Source organism: Pelomonas aquatica, from assembly GCF_026712205.1.
GTDB lineage: Bacteria > Pseudomonadota > Gammaproteobacteria > Burkholderiales > Burkholderiaceae_C > Pelomonas > Pelomonas aquatica.
Window position 1 is genome coordinate 280493 of the sequence record NZ_JAPPUW010000001.1, and the last position, 18971, is coordinate 299463.

The window sequence follows — 18971 nt, forward strand, 5'->3', positions numbered from 1 at the left end:
CCGCCAAAAACCGCAACCTATCGCAAACCCTGAGTTCCAAGTGACCCGGGCGAACACACTGCCAGCCATCAACACGGGAGAACAGCCATGAACCGCATCAGCACCACCGCCTACCGCGCGCCCCTGCAGGCCTTCAGCGCCGCCCTCCTCGTCGCGCTGGTCGCGCTGACCGGCGCCACCTGGCTGACGCTGACCGCGCCGGCCGAAGCGCCCGCCGTGGTCCACCTCGACCGCGTCGTCATCAGCGGCGTGCGCACGCCCGAGCCCAGCGTGGCCCAGCTGCCGCGCGTCGTCATCGAAGGCCGCCGCAACACGGCGGGCGAGACCACCCAGGTCGCCAGCGCCTGCGTGGCGCCGGCCGTCTGCTAACGGCCCAGAACCCGGAGGATCTCGCGGCCATAGGCCTCGAGCTTCTTCGCACCGACGCCGCTGATCTCGCCCAGCTCGGCCAGGTCGCCGGGTTGCTGCCGGGCCATCTCGGCCAGCGTGGTGTTCTGGAAGATCACATAGGCCGGCAGGCCATGCTCCTTGGCCACCTCGGAGCGCCAGGCCTTCAGCGCCTCGAAGCGCTGCTGGGCCTCGGCATCCAGGCCCAGCGACGGATCGGCCTTGGGCTTGGTCGTCCGTCCGGCCTTGGTCTTGCCGCGCGGCTTCTTCTCCTCGGCCTCGCGCAGCCTCAGCTCCACCTCGCCCTTCAGCACCGCGCGGGCGCCGTCCTGCAGGGCCAGCGTGTTGAACTCGCCCTCGGTCGCGACATGGCCCAGCGCGATCAGCTGGCGCAGCACGGCCCGCCACTGCGGCTCCGACAGGTCGGCGCCGCAGCCCCAGGTGGACAGGCTCTCGTGGTGGTACTGGCGCGTCTTGTCGGTGGCCTTGCCGCGCAGCACGTCGATCAGATGGCCAGCGCCGAAGCGCTCGCCGCGCTGGTGGAAGCGGTAGATGCAGCTCAGCAGCTTGCGCGCCGCCTCGGTCGCATCCCAGGTCTGCGGCGGGCTCAGGCAGTTGTCGCAGTTGCCACAGGGCTGGCTGGCCTCGCCGAAGTAGTTCAGCAGCCGCACGCGCCGGCAGTCCGTCGCCTCGGCCAGCGCCAGCAGCGCATCCAGCTTGCCGCGCTGGCCCTGCTTGAAGACCTCGTCCGCCGGGCTCTCGTCGATCATGCGGCGCTGGTTGACGACGTCGGCCAGGCCATAGGTCATCCAGGCCTCGGCCGGCGCGCCGTCGCGGCCGGCGCGGCCGGTCTCCTGGTAGTAGGCCTCGATGTTCTTGGGCAGGTCGAGGTGGGCGACGAAGCGCACGTCGGGCTTGTCGATGCCCATGCCGAAGGCGATGGTCGCGACCATGATGAGGCCGTCCTCGCGCAGGAAGCGGTCCTGGTGGCGGCGGCGCACGTCGGCGTCCAGGCCGGCGTGGTAGGGCAGCGCGTTCAGGCCCTCGCTCTGCAGCCACTCGGCGGTTTCCTCGACCTTCCTGCGGCTCTGGCAGTAGATGACCCCAGCCTCGCCCTCATGCTCCTCGCGCACGAAGCGCAGCAGTTGCTCGCGCGGCGAGCCGTTCTTCTCGACGATGAGGTAGCGGATATTGGGCCGGTCGAAGCTGCTGATGAAGACCTGCGCGTCCTGCAGCTGCAGCCGCTGGATGATGTCGGCGCGCGTCAGCTCGTCGGCCGTGGCCGTCAGCGCGATGCGCGGCACCTCGGGGAAGCGCTCGTGCAGCAGGCTCAGCTGCAGGTACTCCGAGCGGAAGTCGTGGCCCCACTGGCTGACGCAATGGGCCTCGTCGATGGCGAACATCGACAGCAGGCCGCGCTCCTGCAGCGACGCGAGCTGGGCCAGGAAGCGCGGCGTCGTGATGCGCTCGGGCGCCGCGTAGAGCAGCGTCAGGCGCCCGCTCATCAGCTCGCGCTCGATGCGGCTGGCCTCCTCGCCGGTCAGGCTGGAGTTCAGGAAGGCGGCGTGCACGCCGGCCTCCTCCAGCGCGCCGACCTGGTCGTGCATCAGCGCGATCAGCGGGCTGACGACGATGGCCACGCCCTGGCCGCGCCGGTGGCGCAGGATGGCCGGCACCTGGTAGCACAGGCTCTTGCCGCCGCCGGTGGGCATCAGCACCAGCGCATCGCCGCCGGCGGCGACCTGCTCGACGATGGCGGCCTGCTGGCCGCGGAAGGCGGTGTAGCCGAAAACCCGGGACAGCACCGCTTGCGGCGTGTCCGGGGCGACAGGATGATGGGTGGGCGACTGCATGGCGAAGGCCGGGATTGTCGCCAACAACTCGCCGCCCCCTCGGGCGGCCACCACCACCAGGGAGATCGTCATGCTGCGTCACCGTTTCGCCGGCCTGTGGCTGGCCGCCTGCACCGCCTGCGCCGGCGCCCAGACCGCGGCGCTGAACAGCGCCGTCGCCGGCCAGGCCGACCATGCCTACCCGGCGCTCGAAGCCCTCTACCAGGACATCCACAGCCACCCCGAGATCGCCTTCGAGGAGACCCGCACGGCCGCCAGGCTGGCCGCCGAGATGCGCGCGCTGGGCTTCACGGTGACCGAACACGTCGGCAAGACCGGGCTGGTCGCGATCTACGAGAACGGCGCCGGCCCCACTGTCATGGTGCGCACCGAACTGGACGCGCTGCCGATGGAGGAGAAGACCGGCCTGCCCTACGCGAGCCGCGCCAAGACGATCTCCAACGGCCGCGAGAGCTTCGTCGCCCACAGCTGCGGCCACGATGTGCACATGGCCGCCTGGGTGGGCGCGGCACGCACGCTGGTCGCGCTGAAGGACCGCTGGCAGGGCCGGCTGATGTTCATCGCCCAGCCGGCCGAGGAGATCGTCGCCGGCGCCCAGGCCATGGTCGCGGACGGCCTGTTCACGCGCTTCCCCAGGCCCGAGGTCGCCATCGCCATCCACAGCGGCGGCGGCGCCTACGGCACCGTGCAGTTCCGCGCCGGGCCGGCCATGTCGGCCGCCGACGGCTTCGAGATCGTCTTCAAGGGGCGCGGCGGCCACGGCTCGGCGCCGCACGCCACCATCGACCCCGTCGCGATGGCGGCGCGCTTCGTCACCGACGTGCAGACCGTCATCAGCCGCGAGAAGGACCCGCGCGAGTTCGGCGTCATCACGGTCGGCGCCTTCCAGGCCGGCACGGTGGGCAACATCATCCCGGACCAGGCCGTGCTGCGCGGCACCATCCGCTCCTACCTGCCCGAGGTGCGCGAGGGCCTGCTCGCCGGCCTGCGCCGCACGGCCCATCACGTGGCCGCGGCGTCCGGCGCGCCCGAGCCCGAGATCACCATCGTGCCCGGCACCGGCGCGGTCATGAACGACGAGGGCGTCATCCGCCGCGTCGAGGCGGCCGTCAAGAGCAGCCTGGGCGCCGACAAGGTGCTGCTGGCCAAGCCCAGCACCGCCAGCGAAGACTTCTCGGTCTACGCGCTGCAGGGCGTGCCCTCGCTGTTCATGCACTTCGGCGTCTACCCGCCGGAACGCGTCGAAGCCGCGTCCAAGCCGGGCGCCGCGCCGCTGCCCTTCAACCATTCGCCGCAGTTCGCGCCCGTGGCCGAGCCCAGCATCAAGACCGGCATCAAGATCACCAGCGCCAGCGTGCTGGCCCTGCTGGGCAAGCCCTGACGCCCATCTAGACGACCCGCCTCTCCAACCCCGGACCCGCCGCCATGCCCACCGCCGACGAACTGCGCCACGCGCTGATCCGCAACTTCCGCGACGCGCCGCGCGAGCGCTTCGTGCGCGAGCCCCGCTACGACACCGAGACCGCGTCGATGACGCGCGGCACCGCGGCGAGCAAATTGGGCGCCAGCTTCGACATCGTCGCGCCCGGCCAGCTGAGCTGCCCCTACCACTTCCACCATGCGCAGGAGGAGATGTTCGTCATCCTGCAGGGCGAGGGCACGCTGCGGGTGGCGGGCGAGCGCCTGCCCATCCGGGCCGGCGACGTCATCACCATCCCCGCCGGGCCGGACTACCCGCACCACATCATCAACACCTCGGGCGCGCCGCTGCACTACCTCAGCATCAGCACGATGGAGAAGCCCGAGGTCTGCGAGTACCCGGACTCGGGCAAGGTCGGCGCCTTCGCGCCGGGGCTGCGCCTGCTGCAGAAACGCGAGGCCGGGCTGGACTACTGGGACGGCGAGCCCTGAGGCTCGCGCCGATCATGCCCGCCGCCATGCAGGGCGGCGGTCCTTCGCCAGGCGTCGGACAGACTGAGCTCGGACACATTCAGTCCTGAGGACTGAATGTGCCTGGCGAAGGCCAGAGCCGCTGGCTCTGGCACGCAGGGCCTGTCCTCGGTCCGGGCTCAGTAATGCGGCGGCAGCTCGTCGCGCAGATTGCGCGGCGCGCCCGGCTCGTCTGCCGCGGCGCCGCGGTTGCGCAGCTCGACGAGCTCGCGCACCAGCCGGTCGATCTGCGCCTGCTGGCGCACGACGACCTGGTTGAGCTGCTCGACCGTGTCCTCGGTGAAGCTCGCCTTGATCTCCAGGTCGGTGATGCGCTGTTCCAGCGCCTGCGGGGTCGGGGTGTCCATGCCCGTATTGGATCAGCGCCGCTCGCCCTTGGCGCTGATCGACCCCATGCCCGACACCGAGCGCTGCACGCTGGGGTTGCCGAAGTAGTCGACCGAGCCGATGCCGGAGATGTGGGCGGAGAGGTCGTCCGTGACCCACAGCACGACGTTGCCGATGCCGCTGACGCTGACGCGCGCGCGCTGGGCCTGCAGCCTGTCGGCGACGACCTTGCCCTTGCCGGAGATCTGCAGCGTCAGCTCGTCGACGCGGCCGCCGAGCTGGCCGTCGCCGGCGCCGGAGATCGCGAAGTTCAGCTGGCGGGCCTGCAGCTGGTCCAGCCGCGCCTGGCCCGCGCCGCTGATGCTGAGCTTGAGCTGGTCGGTGCGCAGCGGGCCGGGCGCGTGCACGTCGCTGGCGCCGGAGATGGCCAGCTGGCGCAGCTGGCGCATCTCGACCTGCACGAAGACCTTGCCCGCATGCCAGAACTTCCAGCCGCCGCCGGGGCGGATGACGAGCTGGCGGTCGGCGAGCTCGACCTCCACGCCCCGCTGCACGTCGGCGTCGCCGGCGACGAAGGCCTGGTCGCGCTCGCCCTGCACGAGGACGACGCGGGCCGCGCCGGCCAGCTCCAGGCGGTCGAAGTCGCCGGGCGCGTAGATCCGGCCCGGCACTGCGGGCGGGGCCAGCGGCGCCGGTGGCGCGAGCGGGGCGGGCGGCGCGATGACGGGCGGCGACGGCGGGACCTGGGCGCCGGCCAGGCCTGCGGCCAGGGCCAGCAGGGGCAGCAGAGCGGTTTTCACAGCGACTGCTCCCGCAGCATCTTGGACACCTCGCGGTTGGCCGTGATGCGCGTGCCGTCGCGCAGCTGCACGACGAGCTGGGAGTTCTCGTCCGGCGTCATGCTCTCCACGAAGTCCAGGTTGACGATGCAGCCGCGCTGCACGCGCAGGAAGCGCGCCGGGTCCAGCCGCGTCTCGAAATCGGCGATGGGCAGGCGCACCAGGAAGCTGCGGCCCTTGCTGGCGATGGCGGTGTATTTGTTGTCGGAGCGCAGGCACTCGATGGCGTCCACCTGCAGCGGGAATATCTTGCCCTGGTCGCGCACCAGCAGGCGGGTCAGCGGCGCGTCGGCCGGCGCGCCCAGGGCCTGCGCCACGTCGGCCACGCTGGGCGCGGCCTCGCGCAGCGCGTGGGCGACGGCTTCGTCGAAGCGCTCGCGCGAGAAGGGCTTGAGCAGATAGTCCACGGCATGCAGCTCGAAGGCCGTCAGCGCGTGCCGGTCGTAGGCCGTCGTGAAGATGATGCGCGGTTGGTGGGCATCGCGCTGCAGCGCCTGCACGACCTGCAGACCGGTCAGGCCCGGCATCTGGATGTCGGTCAGCACGAGGGCCGGCTTCAAGGCGCGGATCTGGGCCAGGGCTTCCTCGCCGTCTTCGCAGACGGCCACGAGCTGCAGGCCCGGCGTGGCCCTGACCCAGTCGGCCAGCGACTCGGCGGCCAGGGGTTCGTCTTCGGCGATCAGGACAGTGGTCATGCTCATGCGAGGGCACTCCGGGATTTCTTGGTGATGTCGGCGCCGGCGCCGGCCGAGGTTTCCCAGCGACTGCCGTGGAACCGGCTTTGCCGGGCCACTGGCAGTGCCCCCTTGAGGGGGCGCGCGAAGCGCGTAGGGGGTGGTCTCATACCTGTGGAATAAACAAGTCGACGCGGAAGCCGGCGCCGGGAGCGGTGTGGATGCGCAAACGGGCCTGGCCGTCGTAGTCCAGCGCGAAACGCTTGCGCAAGGCCGCCAGGCCCACGCCGCGGCGCTGGCCGGGCCTGGGTTCCAGCGCCTCGGGCTCGCAGCCGGGGCCGTCGTCGGCCACGGCCAGATCCAGGCCGTGGTTGAGGGCATTGCGGCGCGCGGTGATGGTCACGCAGCCGCCGCCCTTGCGCGGCGCCACGGCATGCAGGATGGAGTTCTCGACCAGCGGCTGCAGCGTCAGCGGCGGCAGCTCGTCGGCCAGCACGCGTTCCTCCAGCTGCCAGTCCACGCGCAGCCGCGTGCCCAGGCGCAGGGCCTCGAGGGCTAGGTAGTCGCGCAGGAAGTCGATCTCGTCGGACAGCAAAACGCGGTCCTCGGCGCCGCGCTTGGTGTCCAGCACATAGCGCAGCATGGACGCGAACTTCAGCAGCGCCGCCTCGGCGCCGGCCGGGTCCTTGCGGGTCAGCGCGATCAGCGTGTTCAGCGTGTTGAACAGGAAATGCGGGTTGAGCTTGCCGCTGATGGCCGACAGCTCGGCCTTGGCCAGCGCGCTCTCGGCCTGGGCGGCGGCGATGGCGGCCGAGCGCGCGGCGCGCGCCTGCAGCACGGCCGTGAAGGCCGTCGCGATGGTGGCGTAGACCACCAGCCCCCAGACCGAGCGCCACAGCAGGCCGGCCAGCAGCACGGCGCCGGCATGGTCGGCACCGAACAGCGTCGCGTTGACGGCGAACTCGCCGGCCTGCCACAGCACCGAGAAGGCCAGGGCCGCCAGCGCGTGGGCCAGGGCCGTCGCGGCCGGGCCGGCATCGCCGGCATGCAGGCGGCCCGCCAGCGGCCAGACGGCCACGCCCAGCAGCATCGGCGCCCACAGCATCGTCGTGGCCTGGTAGACGGCGAGCCAGAAGGGGTCCAGGCCGCGGTCGAACTCGCTGCCGGCCAGCACGAACAGACACCAGGCCAGCGCGCAGGCGCCGGCATAGGACAGCCAGAGGCGACGGTTGCGGGGGCGGGGGGGAGTCATGGCTTCATCTTAGGGAGGCCGGCCGGCCGGCGCCCGCGCGGCGCGACCAAGTGCGGGCCGCGGGGTGCGGGATGCGGCTCGCGGGCTACTGCTGACGGCCCCGCGCCGGGGTGCCCGGCATAATTCGACCCCTTCCCCATCGAAATCCGGACGAGCGTCATGGCCAGCGTCAACAAAGTCATCCTCATCGGCAACGTCGGCAAAGACCCCGAGGTTCGCTACAACCCCAGCGGCGGCGCCTGGGTCACCCTCAGCCTGGCCACGACCCGCAACTGGAAGAACCGCGAGACCGGCGAACGCCAGGAAGAGACCGAATGGCACCGCGTCGTCTTCAACGACCGCCTGGCCGAGATCGTCGGCGAGTACGTCCGCAAGGGCCGCCCGCTGTACGTCGAAGGCCGCCTGAAGACGCGCAAGTGGCAGGACAAGGAAGGCCGCGACACCTACACCACCGAAATCATCGCCCAGGAGATGCAGCTGCTGGGCGGTCGTGAAGGCATGGGCGGCGGCGACGAAGGCGGTGGTGGCTACTCGCGCAGCGGCGACGACATGGGCGGCGGCCGTCCGGCGGCGGCCCGCCCGGCCGCCCCGCGCCCGGCGCCCCAGCGCGCGCCCGCGCCGGCGCCGGCGCCCAAGGCGTCGACCGGCTTCGACGACATGGACGACGACATCCCGTTCTGAAGCTGAGCTTCCGTCGAATGAACAAGGCCCGTGGCACTGCGTCACGGGCTTTTTGTTGGTCGGCACCCATTTGTCGTGGCCTGCGGACGGCCATTCCGGTCGTCTTTCTGGATTCGCGAAAAATGGCTCAACGGCGTTGGTGTCGGCCTCCGCTGGCTGAGCAGTGGTCCGTTGCCGGCCATGTGCGGGCGCTCGTTGGTCGAACTCGCCGCAGCTCGAAGGCCCATCGGCATGGATTAACGTTCGCGCCGAGTCTACTATCGCGGTATGTACAGGCGGGCGATTCCGCTGTGTGCGCTGGTTCTGTGGCTTGCGTCTCTCACCGGCGCCCAGACGCCTCCCGCTGCCGCCACCTCGGGCGGCGGGAATGGCGTGGTGTTGTTGAGCGTCGACGGCGCGATCAGCCCGGCCAGCGCCGACTACGCTGAACGCGGGCTGCAACGGGCGGCCCGGCATGGCGCGGGCTTGGTCGTGTTGCAGCTCGACACGCCAGGCGGCCTCGAAACGTCCATGCGCGCGATCGTCAAGGCGATCCTGGCATCGACAGTGCCGGTGGCCACATTCGTCAGCCCGTCGGGCGCGCGGGCCGCCAGCGCCGGCACCTTCATCCTCTACGCGAGCCATGTCGCCGCGATGGCGCCGGCGACCACGCTTGGCGCGGCGACGCCGGTCGCGATAGGCATGGCCCCCGAGCCGGCCTCGAGCGCTGCGCCTGCAGCCTCGCCGACTGCGCCACGCACAGCGTTGGAGGCCAAGCGCGTCAGCGATGCCGCAGCCTACATCCGCTCGCTTGCGCTGCTGCGCCACCGCAACGCCGAATGGGCCGAGCGCGCCGTGCGCGACGCAGTGAGCCTGTCGTCGTCCGAGGCCTTGTCGCAGCATGTCGTGGAAGTCGTGGCCAGCGACCTGCCGGACCTGCTGCACCAGCTCCACGGTCGCTCGGTGCAACTGGCCGATGGCCACACCGCGAAGTTGGCCACCGCGGGTGCCCAGGTCGAACATTGGGTACCGGACTGGCGTGACCGCCTGCTGGCCATGGTCGGCGACCCCAGCATCGCGGTGCTGTTGCTGATGGTCGGCTTCTACGGCCTGCTGTTCGAGCTCTCCAACCCCGGCCTCATCGTGCCTGGCGTGGCGGGCGGCGTCTGCCTGCTGCTGGGCCTGTATGGGATGCAAACGCTGCCACTGAGCGGCATCGGCGTCGCCCTGGTCCTGCTCGGCCTGGCCTTCTTCTCTGCCGAGGCTTTCGTGCCCAGCCACGGCGCGCTGGGGGTCGGCGGGGTCGTGGCGTTCACCCTCGGCGCCCTGATGCTGGTCGACAGCGACGTGCCCGGCTACGGTGTATCGCGCCCGCTGATCGCAGGGCTGGCGCTGCTGTCGCTGGCCGCCGTGGGGCTGATGGTCACGTTCGTCGCGCGCCTGCGCAGGCGCCCACCGGTCAGCGGCGCGGCGGCGATGGTGGGCCTGGTCGGCGAGGTCGTCGAAGCCGACGGGCAGGACGCCTGGGCCCTGCTGCAGGGCGAGCGCTGGCGGGTGCGCACCGAGCGCGCGCTGCGGCCGGGCGAACGCGTGCGCGTGCTGCTTGTCGACGGCCTCACACTCCGCGTCGCCGTCGAGGAGCCTTCACCATGATCGGAGTCCTCATGCTAGCTTTGCTGCTGATCCTGTTGCTGCTCCTGCTGGCGGCGTCGGTGCGTGTGCTGCGTGAGTACGAGCGCGGCGTCGTCTTCATGCTCGGCCGCTTCCAGGCGGTCAAGGGGCCAGGCCTCGTGCTGCTGATTCCGGCGCTGCAGCAGATGGTGCGCGTGAGCCTGCGGCTGATCGTCATGGACATACCCAAGCAGGACGTCATCACGCACGACAACGTCTCGGTCAAGGTCAATGCGGTGCTGTACTTCAAGGTCGTCGACCCGGAGCGCGCCGTGATCCGGGTCGAGAATTTCCTGATCGCCACCAGCCAGCTTGCGCAGACCACCTTGCGCGCGGTGCTCGGCAAGCACGATCTCGACGCCCTGCTGTCCGAGCGCGACCGCCTCAACCTCGACGTGCAGAAGATCCTCGACGCCCAGACCGACTCCTGGGGTATCAAGGTCACCAACGTCGAGATCAAGGACGTCGACATCGACCTGACCATGGTGCGCGCCATCGCGCGCCAGGCCGAGGCCGAGCGCGAGCGACGCGCCAAGGTGATTCACGCCGAAGGCGAGCTGCAGGCCTCCACCAAGCTCAGTGAAGCCGCCGAAATCCTGGGGCGCCACCCGCAGGCGCTGCAGCTGCGCTACCTCGAGACGCTCACGGTCATCGCCGCCGACAAGAACTCGACCATCGTGTTCCCGCTGCCGCTGGACATCGTGGGGCCGTTGTTGGAGGCGGCGAAGGGGCGGACTGCGGCGCCGCCCGCTGGCTGATGGGCAAGCACCGCAACCGGGTGAGCGAAGGCGAAATGAGGGAAGCCCCCCCGCGCCGGCCCTAGCCGCCAAGCAGGCGCATCAGCGCGGGGCGCGGCGCGTCCGCGAGCGCGGCGCGTTCGTCGGCCTCGTCCTTCAGCGCGATGCCGCTCAGCTGGCGCGTTCGCGCCGCGCGCAGCAGCGCATGCAGCTTGGCCGCCGCGGCGAGCGGGGACAGGCCTTCGGGCCGCACGTTGGAGATGCAGTTGCGCTCCGCGTCGACCAGGCCGACGCGCGGCGCCCAGCTGAAGTAGAGCCCCAGGCTGTCCGGCGCCGACAGCCCCGGGCGCTCGCCGATCAGCACGACGACGCAGCGCGCCCGCAGCAGCGCGCCGGCCTCGTCGCCCAGGGCCACGCGGGCCTGGGTCGCGACGACGGGCGGCGCCCAGGTCCAGCCGCCTTCGGCCAGCAGCCGCTCGCGCAGCGCGGCAAACAGCGGCAGGGCCTGGCGCTGCAGGGCGAGGGCCGAGAGGCCGTCGGCCAGCACGAAGGCGAGATCGGCCGGCGGCAGCCGCAGCGCCGCCAGCTGCGCGGCGCTGGCCGCGTCCAGCCGGCGGCCGAGGTCGGGGCGCTGCAGATAGGTCGCACGGTCCGGCGCGCGGCTGTGCACCCGCAGCGGCGCCTCGCCCAGCGCGTGCAGGCCGGCCAGCAGTGCGCCCACGTCCAGCGGCGCCTGCACCGCGTCCCGCGCCTCGGCATGGGCCTGCTGGAAGGCGAGGTGGGCGGCGGTCGGCAGGCTGGCGCCGGCACGGCCCAGCGCGATGCGGGCGGCCGTGTAGCGGCGCAGGCCGGCCCAGGGCTGGTCGACGACGGGCGGCTTCATGACGCGGCCAGCAGCGCGGCAAAACGCTCGGGCAGGGCCTCGGCCAGCGCCAGCCGGCCATCGAAGATGCCGGTGCGCTGCAGCCAGGCCTCGAACTCCGGCGCCGGCCTCAAGCCCAGCAGGCGGCGCATCGCCAATGCGTCGTGGAAGCTGGTGCTCTGGTAGCCGAGCATGATGTCGTCCGAGCCCGGCACGCCCATGATGTAGTTGCAGCCGGCCGCGCACAGCAGCGTGAGCAGGCCGTCGAGGTCGTCGACGTCGGCCTCGGCATGGTTGGTGAAGCAGACGTCCACGCCCATCGGCAGGCCCAGCAATTTGCCGCAGCAGTGGTCTTCCAGGCCGGCGCGCAGGATCTGCTTGCCGTCGAACAGGTATTCCGGCCCGATGAAGCCGACGACGCTGTTGACCAGCAGGGGCTCGAAGCGCCGCGCGACCGCATAGGCCCGGCATTCCAGCGTCTGCTGGTCGCAGCCGTGGTGGGCACCGCCGGACAGCGCGCTGCCCTGGCCGGTCTCGAAATACATGACCTGCCGGCCGCCGCGGCCGAGCGCCAGCGCCGCCTGCCGGGCTTCTTCCAGCAGGCCGAGCGTGATGCCGAAGCCGGCGTTGGCCGCCTCGGTGCCGGCGATGGACTGGAAGACCAGGTCCACCGGCGCGCCGCGCTCGATGGCGGCCAGCGTCGTCGTCACATGCGTCAGCACGCAGCTCTGCGTCGGGATCTCGTGGCGGGCGATGACGGCGTCCAGCATCTGCACGAGGCGCATGACCTGGGGCAGGTTGTCGGTCGCGGGGTTGATGCCGATGACCGCGTCGCCCGCGCCCATCAGCAGGCCGTCGAGCAGGCTGGCCGCGATGCCGGCCTCGTCGTCGGTCGGGTGGTTGGGCTGCAGCCGCGTGGCCAGCCGCCCGCGCAGGCCCAGCGTGCTGCGGAAACGCGTGACGACCTCGCAGCGGCGCGCGATCAGCATCAGGTCCTGCACGCGGCAGAGCTTGCTGACGGCGGCGGCCATCTCGGGCGTCAGGCCGGCGGCGATGTCAGTCGGCTCCACCGCCTCGGCCAGCAGCGCGTCGCGCAGGCCGCCCACGGTCAGGTGCGAGATCGGCGCGAAGGCCGCGGCGTCATGCGTGTCGACGATGAGGCGGGTCACCGCGTCGCTCTCGTAGGGCACGACGGCCTCGTTCAGCAAGGCCTTCAGCGGCAGGTCGGCCAGGGCCAGCTGCGCCGCGACGCGCTCACGCGCATGGGCCGCGGCCACGCCGGCCAGTTCGTCGCCCGAGCGCCGCGGGCTGGCCTTGGCGAGCAGCGTGCGCAGGTCGGCGAAATGGAAGCGTTCGCCGCCGAAGGTGTGGGCGTGGGCCATCGCCGCAGTGTGCGCCGCGGCCGCGGCGGCTGCATGACAAAACGGTGATCAGACCCAGGTCTGCGCCACCGCATCCCGCACCGCCGCCACGGCCGGCACGGCGAGCGCCGCCGGACTGCTGATCCAGCAGAACCAGGTCGGCGCCGACCAGCCCGGCCAGATGCGGCCCTGGCCCGCCTCCTCCATCAGCGCGGCCTGGTCGCGCCGCATCATGCCGGCGCCCATGCCGGCGGCCACCATGCTGCGCACCGAGACCTCGGTGTCGGCCGTCAGGCCCACCTCCAGCGGCGTGCCGGCCTGGGCGAACAGGCGCTCCTGGTGGGCGCGCAGGCCGCAGTCGGGCGGCGTGGTCACCCAGGGCAGGGCGGCGAGGCCGCCCAGGTCGGGCGGCAGGCCGTGGTTCAGCAGCAGGCGCTGCGGCACGACGGGCACGATCTCGGCGACCTGCAGGCGGCGCAGCTCCAGGCCCTCGATCTCCGCGTGCTCGTGCAGCACGCAGGCGCAGTCCAGCTCGCCGCGGCGCACGGCGGCGATCGCGCGCAGCGACACCAACTGCTGCAGCTGCAGCTGCACGCCCGGGTGGTGCTCGGCCAGGTGCACGAAGACCTCGCCCAGGCGCAGGGCCACCGCGTCGCTGACCGTGGCCATGCGCACCTGGCCGCGCGCCTCGCCGCGGATCTGCGCGGCCGCCGCCTGCATGCCCTGGGCCGCGGCGAGCGTGCGCCGGGCCTCGGCCAGCAGGCGCTCGCCGGCGGCCGTCAGCGCCATGCCGCGCGCGCTGCGCTCGAACAGCTTCACGCCGAACTCGTCCTCCAGGGCCTTGAGCTGGGCGCTGACGGCCGGCGGGCTCGTGAACACGCGCTCGGCGGCGCGGGTCAGATTGCCCTCGGTCGCCACGGCAACAAAGGTCTTGAGCTGGTAGATCTCCATGGCCGGCATTCTGCGCAGCGCCCGCGCCGGGCGGGTGCGGATTTTCCGAACGGGGCGGTCGGCCGAAACGAATGGACCCGTGCGAACGCTGCAACCACAGTGAGGGCATCGACATCCGCCAGGAGCCCTTCCATGACCGCCAACACCAAACCCGGCGCCATAACAGCGCTGCTGTTCGCCACCACCGCCTGGGGCAGCCTCTTCCTGATTGGCAAACCCGTCGTCGCCCGGCTCGACCCGGCCTGGTTCACGCTGCTGCGCTACACGCTGGCCACGGCCCTGCTCGTCTTGCTGGTGCAGCTGGCCGGCGACCGGCCCTGGGCCAAGCTGCGCCGCCACGCGCTGCGCCACAGCCTGGTCGGCCTGGCGGGCTACGGCCTGTTCAGCATCCTCGTCTTCCAGGGGCTGAAACTGTCGCTGCCCTCGCACGGCTCGGTCATCATGGCCACCATGCCCTTCACGACGCTGGCGCTGCGCTGGGCGCTCGACGGCCGGCGCCCGCCGCTGCGCGCCGTGGCCGGCGCCGCCCTGGCCCTGGCCGGCGTGGCCACCGTGGCCCACCTGATCGGGCATGCCGGTGAGGTCAACGGCCGCGTGCTGCTGGGCGACGCCATCACGCTGGCCGGCACGCTGGGCTGGGTGCTCTACACCCGCAACGCCGCCAGGCTGCCCGACCACAGCCCGCTGGAGTACACCGCGCTGACGGCCGTCGCCGCCCTGCCCTGGCTGGCGCTGGGCACCGTGGCGGCCACGCTGCTGGGCCTGATCGACGCGCCCTCGCCTGCGCTGCTGCTGGGCCTGGCGCCGAAGCTGGCCTATATCGCCCTCGTGCCCACCGTGGCCGCGGCCCTGGCCTTCAATGCCGGCGTGCGCAAGCTCGGCGCGCCGATGGGAACGCTGTTCCTGAACATGGTGCCGGTGTCGGTCATCGCCGTGCGCGCCGTGCTGGGCGAGGCGCCGCATGCCAGCGAGATCGCCGGCGCCGCCCTCGTCGGCCTGGGCCTGGCACTGACCGTGTGGACGCCCGCGCCGGCCCGCCTGCCGCAGGCCCGCACCGCGCCCTGCGCCAACTGAACGGATCGGCCGCCCTCAACGGGCTGTCACGCCGCGGGCCTAGGCTGCGCGGCTCGATGTTGTCGCCCGTTGCCGATCTCCCGCCCTGGGCCTGGGGCCTTCTCGCCTGGATTGCCCTGCTGGCCGCCCTCACCGGCCTGCAGGGCAGGCTGCTGTTCGGCCGCACCTGGCGCATCCGCCGCACCGACCCCGGCCCCGCCGCCGCGAGGCGCCGCAGCCGCGCCGTCTGGCTGGAGCGGCCCGGCGGCGTGCTGCTGCAGGGCTGGCTGACCGTGCCCGTCGACGCCGCGCCGCGCCGCCTGCTGCTGTGGTTCGGCGGGCGCAACGAGCATGTTGCCTGGACGCCCGACCTCGCCGGCTGGCTGCCCGACGACTGCGCGCTGCTGGCCTTCAACTACCGCGGCCTCGGCGGCAGCGGCGGCTGGCCCTCCGAGGCCGCCTGCGTGGCCGACGCCGAGGCCATGGCCGACTGGGGCCTGGAGCACCTCGACCTGCCGCACGACGCCCTGCACCTGGCCGGCCGCAGCCTGGGCAGCGGCGTGGCCATGCAGCTGGCCGCGCGCCTGGCCGCCGCGGGCGAGGCGCCCGCCAGCGTGGCCCTCATCACGCCCTTCAAGAGCCTGCGCGCCGTGCTGGAGCGCAGCCCGGTGCTGGCGCCGCTGACGCCGCTGCTGCGCTCGCCGCTGGACTCCATCACCGCCGCGCGGGCGCTGAACTGCGCGGTGCTGGTGCTGCTGGCCGAGCACGACCGCCAGGTGCCGCATGCGCATTCGCATGCGCTTGTGCGCGCGCTGCGGGCGGGCGGCTGCACGGTGACCGTGCAGCGCCTGGCTGGGACAAATCACCGGAGCCTGGCGCGGACGCCGGAGGCGATGCAGCGACTGGGGGGCTGGTTGCTGGAGGAGTCGGCGGCGCGCTGAAGAAAGCGTTGCGCGGCCCTGGTATATGCGACTGAACACGGGCCTGGCGAAGAAGCCGCCGGAGTGCCTGGAGTACATCCTCGTACACGAGCCGGCCCATCTGCTGGAGCGGACGCACAACGCGCGCTTCGTCGGGCTAATGGATCTGTACCTGCCGCACTGGCAGCACCTGCGCCGTCAACTCAGGCAGCTGCCGGTTCGACACGAGGACTGGGCGTACCGAATCAGAGGGATTCCAGCTCGCCGAGCATGCGCTGAAGCGGCCCGGCCACGATGCCCCAGACGATGACATCGTCGATCTCCGCATAGCCGTGGGCCAGCTGATTTCGCAGGGCTACGGCTTGATTCAGATCGGCAATGCGCGAGGCCAGGCTTGAATCGAGCTGCCTCAAGCGACCCAGCGCTTCGCCGAGGATCAGGAATTGGCGCTCGACGGCGGCGCGCAGCAGTTCGTCGCCCAGGTAGTCGTGCAGCGTCTTGCCGGCCGTGAACCGCAACGCCCGTGCCGCGGCCTCCTTGGCATCCCAGATGTACTTGCGCAACTCAGGCGCCATAGACCGGCTGGCGCTCGGCGCTGACCCGTTGCTTGAAGTACGGGTTGCGGATGGCCCGCTCCACGACCAGATCCACCGGCCGTGCGAACAGCTGCTCCAGGCCCTGCTTCAACGCAAAGAAGGCCTCGGCGTAGCGCACGGGGGGAAGTTCCTCGAACACGACGAGGAAATCGAGATCGCTGGACTTGTCATTGAAGTCATCGCGAACGGCCGAACCGAAGAGGTCCAGCCGCCGCGCGTGCGCCTGCCGGCACAAGGCTGCGATGGCATCGCGCCGTTCGGTCACAAGGGCTGGAACTTGCATGAGCGGATTCAAGCCGTTGCGAGCGCCGACGTCAAACGTCGATGTTTCCAGCGCGCAGCGCATTCGTCTCGATGAAATCCCTCCGCGGCTCCACCTCGTCGCCCATCAGCATCGTGAAGACCTTGTCCGCCTCGATGGCGTCTTCGATCTGCACGCGCAGCAGGCGGCGCACGGTCGGGTCCATCGTCGTTTCCCAGAGCTGCTCGGGGTTCATCTCGCCCAGGCCCTTGTAGCGCTGGCGGCCGACGCTGCCTTCGGCCTGGGCCATCAGCCAGGCCATGGCGGCGCGGAAGTCGTCGACCTTGGCCTCCTTGGCCTTCTCGCCTTCGCCCTTGCGCACGACGGCGCCGGGCTTGATGAGGCCCTGGAAGCTCTGGCCGGCATCGGCCAGCACTTCGTAATCGGCACCGTGCACGAAGTCGGCGTGGATGACGCTGGCGCGCACGTTGCCGTGGTGCATGCGGGCGATCTTCAGGAAGAGCTTGTCGGTGCGCGGGTCGGTCTCGACGCTGACCTCGGCGTCGTGCAGCGCGGCCTTCAGCGCGCCGGCGCTGGCTTCGGCGTCCTCGCGGCCGTCGAGCTTCAGGGCCAGGCCGTTGGCCAGCACGTGCAGGGCCTCGCCGTCCATCCAGTTGGACAGGCGCTCGATGACGCTCTGCGCGGTGACGTATTTGCGGGCCAGCGCATCCAGGTTGTCACCGGAAAGCGTGGTGCCGGCGCCGGTGTCCAGGCCCGCGTCCTGCAGCGCGACCTTGAGCAGGAAGGCGTCGAACTCGTGGCCGTCCTTCAGGTATTGCTCGTGCTTGCCGACCTTGACCTTGTAGAGCGGCGGCTGGGCGATGTAGATGTGGCCGCGCTCGACGAGTTCGGGCATCTGGCGGTAGAAGAAGGTCAGCAGCAGCGTGCGGATGTGGGCGCCGTCCACGTCCGCGTCGGTCATGATGATGATGCGGTGGTAGCGCAGCTTGTCGGGGTTGAAGTCGTCGCCGCCGGCGCCGCGGCCGATGCCGGTGCCCAACGCGGTGATCAGCGTCAGGATTTCATTGCTGGTCAGCAGCTTCTCGTAGCGGGCCTTCTCGACGTTGAGGATCTTGCCGCGCAGCGGCAGGATGGCCTGGAACTTGCGGTCGCGGCCCTGCTTGGCGGAGCCGCCGGCGGAGTCGCCCTCGACGATGTAGATCTCGCACAGGGCGGGGTCTTTTTCCTGGCAGTCGGCCAGCTTGCCGGGCAGGCCCAGGCCGTCGAGCACGCCCTTGCGGCGCGTCATCTCGCGGGCCTTGCGGGCGGCCTCGCGGGCGCGGGCGGCGTCGAGGATCTTGCCGCAGATGGTCTTGGCATCCAGCGGGTTCTCGAGCAGGTAGTCGGTCAGCAGGCGGCTGACGATGTCTTCGACCGGCGCGCGCACTTCGGAGGAGACGAGCTTGTCCTTGGTCTGCGAGCTGAACTTGGGCTCGGGCACCTTGACGGACACGACGCAGGCCAGGCCCTCGCGCATGTCGTCGCCGGCGACCTCGACCTTGGCCTTCTTGGCGAGCTCGTTGTCCTCGATGTATTTGTTGATGACGCGGGTCATCGCGGCGCGCAGGCCGGTCAGGTGGGTGCCACCGTCGCGCTGCGGGATGTTGTTGGTGAAGCAGAGGACGTTCTCGTTGAAGCCGTCGTTCCACTGCATGGCCACTTCGACGCCGACCGTGGTGCCCTGGTCCGACTGCTTCTCGCCCACGGCGTGGAAGATGTTGGGGTGCAGCGTCGTCTTGCCCTTGTTGATGAACTCGACGAAGCCCTTCACGCCGCCCGCATAGGCGAAGTTGTCTTCCTTGTTGTTGCGCTCGTCGACCAGGCGGATCTTGACGCCGTTGTTCAGGAAGGAGAGCTCGCGCAGGCGCTTGGCGAGGATGTCGTAGTGGTAGTCGTTGTTCTGCTGGAAGATCTCGGTGTCCGGCAGGAAATGGACCTCGGTGCCGCGCTTGTCGGTGTCGCCGATGACCTTCATCGGGCGCGTCTCGGCGCCGTCGACCATGACGCTTTCGCCGTTCTGCGGGATGCCCTTGGCGAACTCGATGTAGTGCACCTTGCCGCCCTGGCGCACGGTCAGGCGCAGCCACTTGGACAGGCCGTTCACGCAGCTCACGCCCACGCCGTGCAGGCCGCCGGAGACCTTGTAGGAGTTCTGGTTGAACTTGCCGCCGGCGTGCAACTCGGTCAGCGCGATCTCGGCGGCCGAGCGCTTGGGCTCGTGCTTGTCGTCCATCTTGACGCCGGTGGGAATGCCGCGGCCGTTGTCGATGACGGAGATGGAGTTGTCGGTATGGATGGTGACGACGATGTCGTCGCAGTGGCCGGCCAGGGCCTCGTCGATGGAGTTGTCCACCACCTCGAACACGAGGTGGTGCAGGCCGGTGCCGTCGGAGGTGTCGCCGATGTACATGCCCGGGCGCTTGCGCACGGCCTCCAGGCCTTCCAGGATCTGGATGGAGCTGGCGTCATACGCCGCCTGCGAGGCAGGTGCAGGCGCGTTCTCGGGGGTGGCGTTGTCGCTCATGGGATGCATTCGAGGCCGCGTAGCGGCCGGTACTACTGTCTAGCTAGAACCCC

At 71.1% G+C, this 18971-nt stretch carries 20 protein-coding genes; 9 read left to right on the forward strand and 11 right to left on the reverse strand.

The genetic code is table 11. The features are described 5' to 3' along the window. Positions 1-87: 87 nt before the first annotated feature. Positions 88-369: a hypothetical protein gene (locus tag NYP07_RS01350; RefSeq protein ID WP_268146576.1), complete on the forward strand. Its 282-nt coding sequence runs from the start codon at positions 88-90 to the stop codon at positions 367-369. On the opposite strand, the gene recQ is transcribed toward NYP07_RS01350, so the two are convergent. Next, a complete protein-coding gene (recQ, locus tag NYP07_RS01355) occupies positions 366-2240 on the reverse strand; it encodes a DNA helicase RecQ (protein WP_268146958.1) in 1875 nt (624 codons plus the stop codon). The genes NYP07_RS01350 and recQ overlap by 4 nt on opposite strands. 70 nt (positions 2241-2310) lie before the next feature. Here recQ and NYP07_RS01360 point away from each other — a divergent pair, with 70 nt between their 5' ends. Both NYP07_RS01360 and NYP07_RS01365 read left to right on the forward strand, forming a co-directional pair. Further along, positions 2311-3621, forward strand: coding sequence for an amidohydrolase (locus NYP07_RS01360; protein ID WP_268146578.1), 1311 nt, complete (start codon positions 2311-2313; stop codon positions 3619-3621). A gap of 44 nt (positions 3622-3665) precedes the next feature. After that, positions 3666-4151, forward strand: a complete 486-nt coding sequence (locus NYP07_RS01365) for a cupin domain-containing protein (RefSeq protein ID WP_268146580.1) — start codon at positions 3666-3668, stop codon at positions 4149-4151. Positions 4152-4309: 158 nt separating this feature from the next. Here NYP07_RS01365 and NYP07_RS01370 read toward each other — a convergent pair whose 3' ends face one another. The 4 genes from NYP07_RS01370 to NYP07_RS01385 all read right to left on the reverse strand — a co-directional run bounded on the left by NYP07_RS01370 (position 4310) and on the right by NYP07_RS01385 (position 7282). Next, complete coding sequence (locus NYP07_RS01370) at positions 4310-4537, reverse strand: SlyX family protein (protein ID WP_268146582.1); 228 nt, start codon at positions 4535-4537, stop codon at positions 4310-4312. A gap of 12 nt (positions 4538-4549) precedes the next feature. Next, on the reverse strand, positions 4550-5317 hold the full coding sequence (locus NYP07_RS01375) for a head GIN domain-containing protein (RefSeq protein ID WP_268146583.1): 768 nt from the start codon (positions 5315-5317) through the stop codon (positions 4550-4552). Further along, positions 5314-6057 carry a LytR/AlgR family response regulator transcription factor gene (locus NYP07_RS01380; protein ID WP_268146585.1) on the reverse strand — a complete coding sequence of 248 codons (744 nt, stop codon included), beginning with the start codon at positions 6055-6057 and terminating at the stop codon, positions 5314-5316. Before NYP07_RS01380 ends, NYP07_RS01375 begins: the two co-directional genes overlap by 4 nt. Positions 6058-6196: 139 nt before the next feature. Continuing rightward, positions 6197-7282: a sensor histidine kinase gene (locus tag NYP07_RS01385; RefSeq protein WP_268146587.1), complete on the reverse strand. Its 1086-nt coding sequence runs from the start codon at positions 7280-7282 to the stop codon at positions 6197-6199. A gap of 159 nt (positions 7283-7441) precedes the next feature. On the opposite strand from NYP07_RS01385, the gene ssb reads away from it, so the two are divergent. From ssb to NYP07_RS01400, 3 genes are all read left to right on the forward strand, one after another. Next, complete coding sequence (ssb, locus tag NYP07_RS01390) at positions 7442-7963, forward strand: single-stranded DNA-binding protein (RefSeq protein WP_268146589.1); 522 nt, start codon at positions 7442-7444, stop codon at positions 7961-7963. 267 nt (positions 7964-8230) lie between these two features. Next, positions 8231-9595 carry an NfeD family protein gene (locus NYP07_RS01395; protein WP_268146592.1) on the forward strand — a complete coding sequence of 455 codons (1365 nt, stop codon included), beginning with the start codon at positions 8231-8233 and terminating at the stop codon, positions 9593-9595. Continuing rightward, a complete protein-coding gene (locus NYP07_RS01400) occupies positions 9592-10371 on the forward strand; it encodes a slipin family protein (protein ID WP_268146594.1) in 780 nt (259 codons plus the stop codon). Before NYP07_RS01395 ends, NYP07_RS01400 begins: the two co-directional genes overlap by 4 nt. Before the next feature lie 61 nt (positions 10372-10432). Here the strand turns inward: NYP07_RS01400 and eutC are convergent, their stop codons facing one another. The 3 genes from eutC to NYP07_RS01415 are packed head-to-tail and all read right to left on the reverse strand — an operon-like array spanning position 10433 to position 13524. Next, a complete protein-coding gene (gene eutC / locus NYP07_RS01405) occupies positions 10433-11233 on the reverse strand; it encodes an ethanolamine ammonia-lyase subunit EutC (protein WP_268146596.1) in 801 nt (266 codons plus the stop codon). Beyond that, the gene (locus tag NYP07_RS01410) at positions 11230-12594 is read right to left on the reverse strand and encodes an ethanolamine ammonia-lyase subunit EutB (RefSeq protein ID WP_268146598.1); all 1365 of its coding nucleotides are present in this window, start codon (positions 12592-12594) and stop codon (positions 11230-11232) included. Before NYP07_RS01410 ends, eutC begins: the two co-directional genes overlap by 4 nt. Positions 12595-12642: 48 nt before the next feature. Further along, complete coding sequence (locus NYP07_RS01415; RefSeq protein ID WP_268146601.1) at positions 12643-13524, reverse strand: LysR family transcriptional regulator; 882 nt, start codon at positions 13522-13524, stop codon at positions 12643-12645. Between the two features lie 132 nt (positions 13525-13656). Between NYP07_RS01415 and NYP07_RS01420 the strand changes: the two genes are divergently transcribed. From NYP07_RS01420 to NYP07_RS01430, 3 genes are read left to right on the forward strand one after another with little or no spacing between them, the layout of a single operon-like run. Beyond that, complete coding sequence (locus tag NYP07_RS01420; protein ID WP_268146603.1) at positions 13657-14598, forward strand: DMT family transporter; 942 nt, start codon at positions 13657-13659, stop codon at positions 14596-14598. A gap of 56 nt (positions 14599-14654) precedes the next feature. After that, complete coding sequence (locus NYP07_RS01425; RefSeq protein ID WP_268146605.1) at positions 14655-15518, forward strand: alpha/beta hydrolase family protein; 864 nt, start codon at positions 14655-14657, stop codon at positions 15516-15518. 25 nt (positions 15519-15543) lie between these two features. Then, a complete protein-coding gene (locus tag NYP07_RS01430) occupies positions 15544-15807 on the forward strand; it encodes a YgjP-like metallopeptidase domain-containing protein (RefSeq protein WP_268146607.1) in 264 nt (87 codons plus the stop codon). Here the strand turns inward: NYP07_RS01430 and NYP07_RS01435 are convergent. Genes NYP07_RS01435 through gyrB form a run of 3 tightly spaced genes read right to left on the reverse strand, consistent with a single transcriptional unit; the run spans position 15743 to position 18918 of the window. Further along, positions 15743-16060: a HepT-like ribonuclease domain-containing protein gene (locus tag NYP07_RS01435; protein WP_268146609.1), complete on the reverse strand. Its 318-nt coding sequence runs from the start codon at positions 16058-16060 to the stop codon at positions 15743-15745. The genes NYP07_RS01430 and NYP07_RS01435 overlap by 65 nt on opposite strands. Before the next feature lies 1 nt (position 16061). Continuing rightward, positions 16062-16376 carry a nucleotidyltransferase family protein gene (locus tag NYP07_RS01440; RefSeq protein ID WP_268146611.1) on the reverse strand — a complete coding sequence of 105 codons (315 nt, stop codon included), beginning with the start codon at positions 16374-16376 and terminating at the stop codon, positions 16062-16064. 31 nt (positions 16377-16407) lie between these two features. After that, a complete protein-coding gene (gene gyrB, locus NYP07_RS01445) occupies positions 16408-18918 on the reverse strand; it encodes a DNA topoisomerase (ATP-hydrolyzing) subunit B (RefSeq protein ID WP_268146613.1) in 2511 nt (836 codons plus the stop codon). Positions 18919-18971 lie beyond the last annotated feature (53 nt).

What these genes read in the sequence shown, in the direction of transcription:
- NYP07_RS01350 (WP_268146576.1), top strand. Translation starts at nt 88, where the DNA reads ATGAACCGCATCAGCACCACCGCCTACCGCGCGCCCCTGCAGGCCTTC.
- recQ (WP_268146958.1), bottom strand. Translation starts at nt 2,240, where the DNA reads ATGCAGTCGCCCACCCATCATCCTGTCGCCCCGGACACGCCGCAAGCG.
- NYP07_RS01360 (WP_268146578.1), top strand. Translation starts at nt 2,311, where the DNA reads ATGCTGCGTCACCGTTTCGCCGGCCTGTGGCTGGCCGCCTGCACCGCC.
- NYP07_RS01365 (WP_268146580.1), top strand. Translation starts at nt 3,666, where the DNA reads ATGCCCACCGCCGACGAACTGCGCCACGCGCTGATCCGCAACTTCCGC.
- NYP07_RS01370 (WP_268146582.1), bottom strand. Translation starts at nt 4,537, where the DNA reads ATGGACACCCCGACCCCGCAGGCGCTGGAACAGCGCATCACCGACCTG.
- NYP07_RS01380 (WP_268146585.1), bottom strand. Translation starts at nt 6,057, where the DNA reads ATGAGCATGACCACTGTCCTGATCGCCGAAGACGAACCCCTGGCCGCC.
- NYP07_RS01385 (WP_268146587.1), bottom strand. Translation starts at nt 7,282, where the DNA reads ATGACTCCCCCCCGCCCCCGCAACCGTCGCCTCTGGCTGTCCTATGCC.
- ssb (WP_268146589.1), top strand. Translation starts at nt 7,442, where the DNA reads ATGGCCAGCGTCAACAAAGTCATCCTCATCGGCAACGTCGGCAAAGAC.
- NYP07_RS01395 (WP_268146592.1), top strand. Translation starts at nt 8,231, where the DNA reads ATGTACAGGCGGGCGATTCCGCTGTGTGCGCTGGTTCTGTGGCTTGCG.
- NYP07_RS01400 (WP_268146594.1), top strand. Translation starts at nt 9,592, where the DNA reads ATGATCGGAGTCCTCATGCTAGCTTTGCTGCTGATCCTGTTGCTGCTC.
- eutC (WP_268146596.1), bottom strand. Translation starts at nt 11,233, where the DNA reads ATGAAGCCGCCCGTCGTCGACCAGCCCTGGGCCGGCCTGCGCCGCTAC.
- NYP07_RS01410 (WP_268146598.1), bottom strand. Translation starts at nt 12,594, where the DNA reads ATGGCCCACGCCCACACCTTCGGCGGCGAACGCTTCCATTTCGCCGAC.
- NYP07_RS01415 (WP_268146601.1), bottom strand. Translation starts at nt 13,524, where the DNA reads ATGGAGATCTACCAGCTCAAGACCTTTGTTGCCGTGGCGACCGAGGGC.
- NYP07_RS01420 (WP_268146603.1), top strand. Translation starts at nt 13,657, where the DNA reads ATGACCGCCAACACCAAACCCGGCGCCATAACAGCGCTGCTGTTCGCC.
- NYP07_RS01425 (WP_268146605.1), top strand. Translation starts at nt 14,655, where the DNA reads ATGTTGTCGCCCGTTGCCGATCTCCCGCCCTGGGCCTGGGGCCTTCTC.
- NYP07_RS01430 (WP_268146607.1), top strand. Translation starts at nt 15,544, where the DNA reads ATGCGACTGAACACGGGCCTGGCGAAGAAGCCGCCGGAGTGCCTGGAG.
- NYP07_RS01440 (WP_268146611.1), bottom strand. Translation starts at nt 16,376, where the DNA reads ATGCAAGTTCCAGCCCTTGTGACCGAACGGCGCGATGCCATCGCAGCC.
- gyrB (WP_268146613.1), bottom strand. Translation starts at nt 18,918, where the DNA reads ATGAGCGACAACGCCACCCCCGAGAACGCGCCTGCACCTGCCTCGCAG.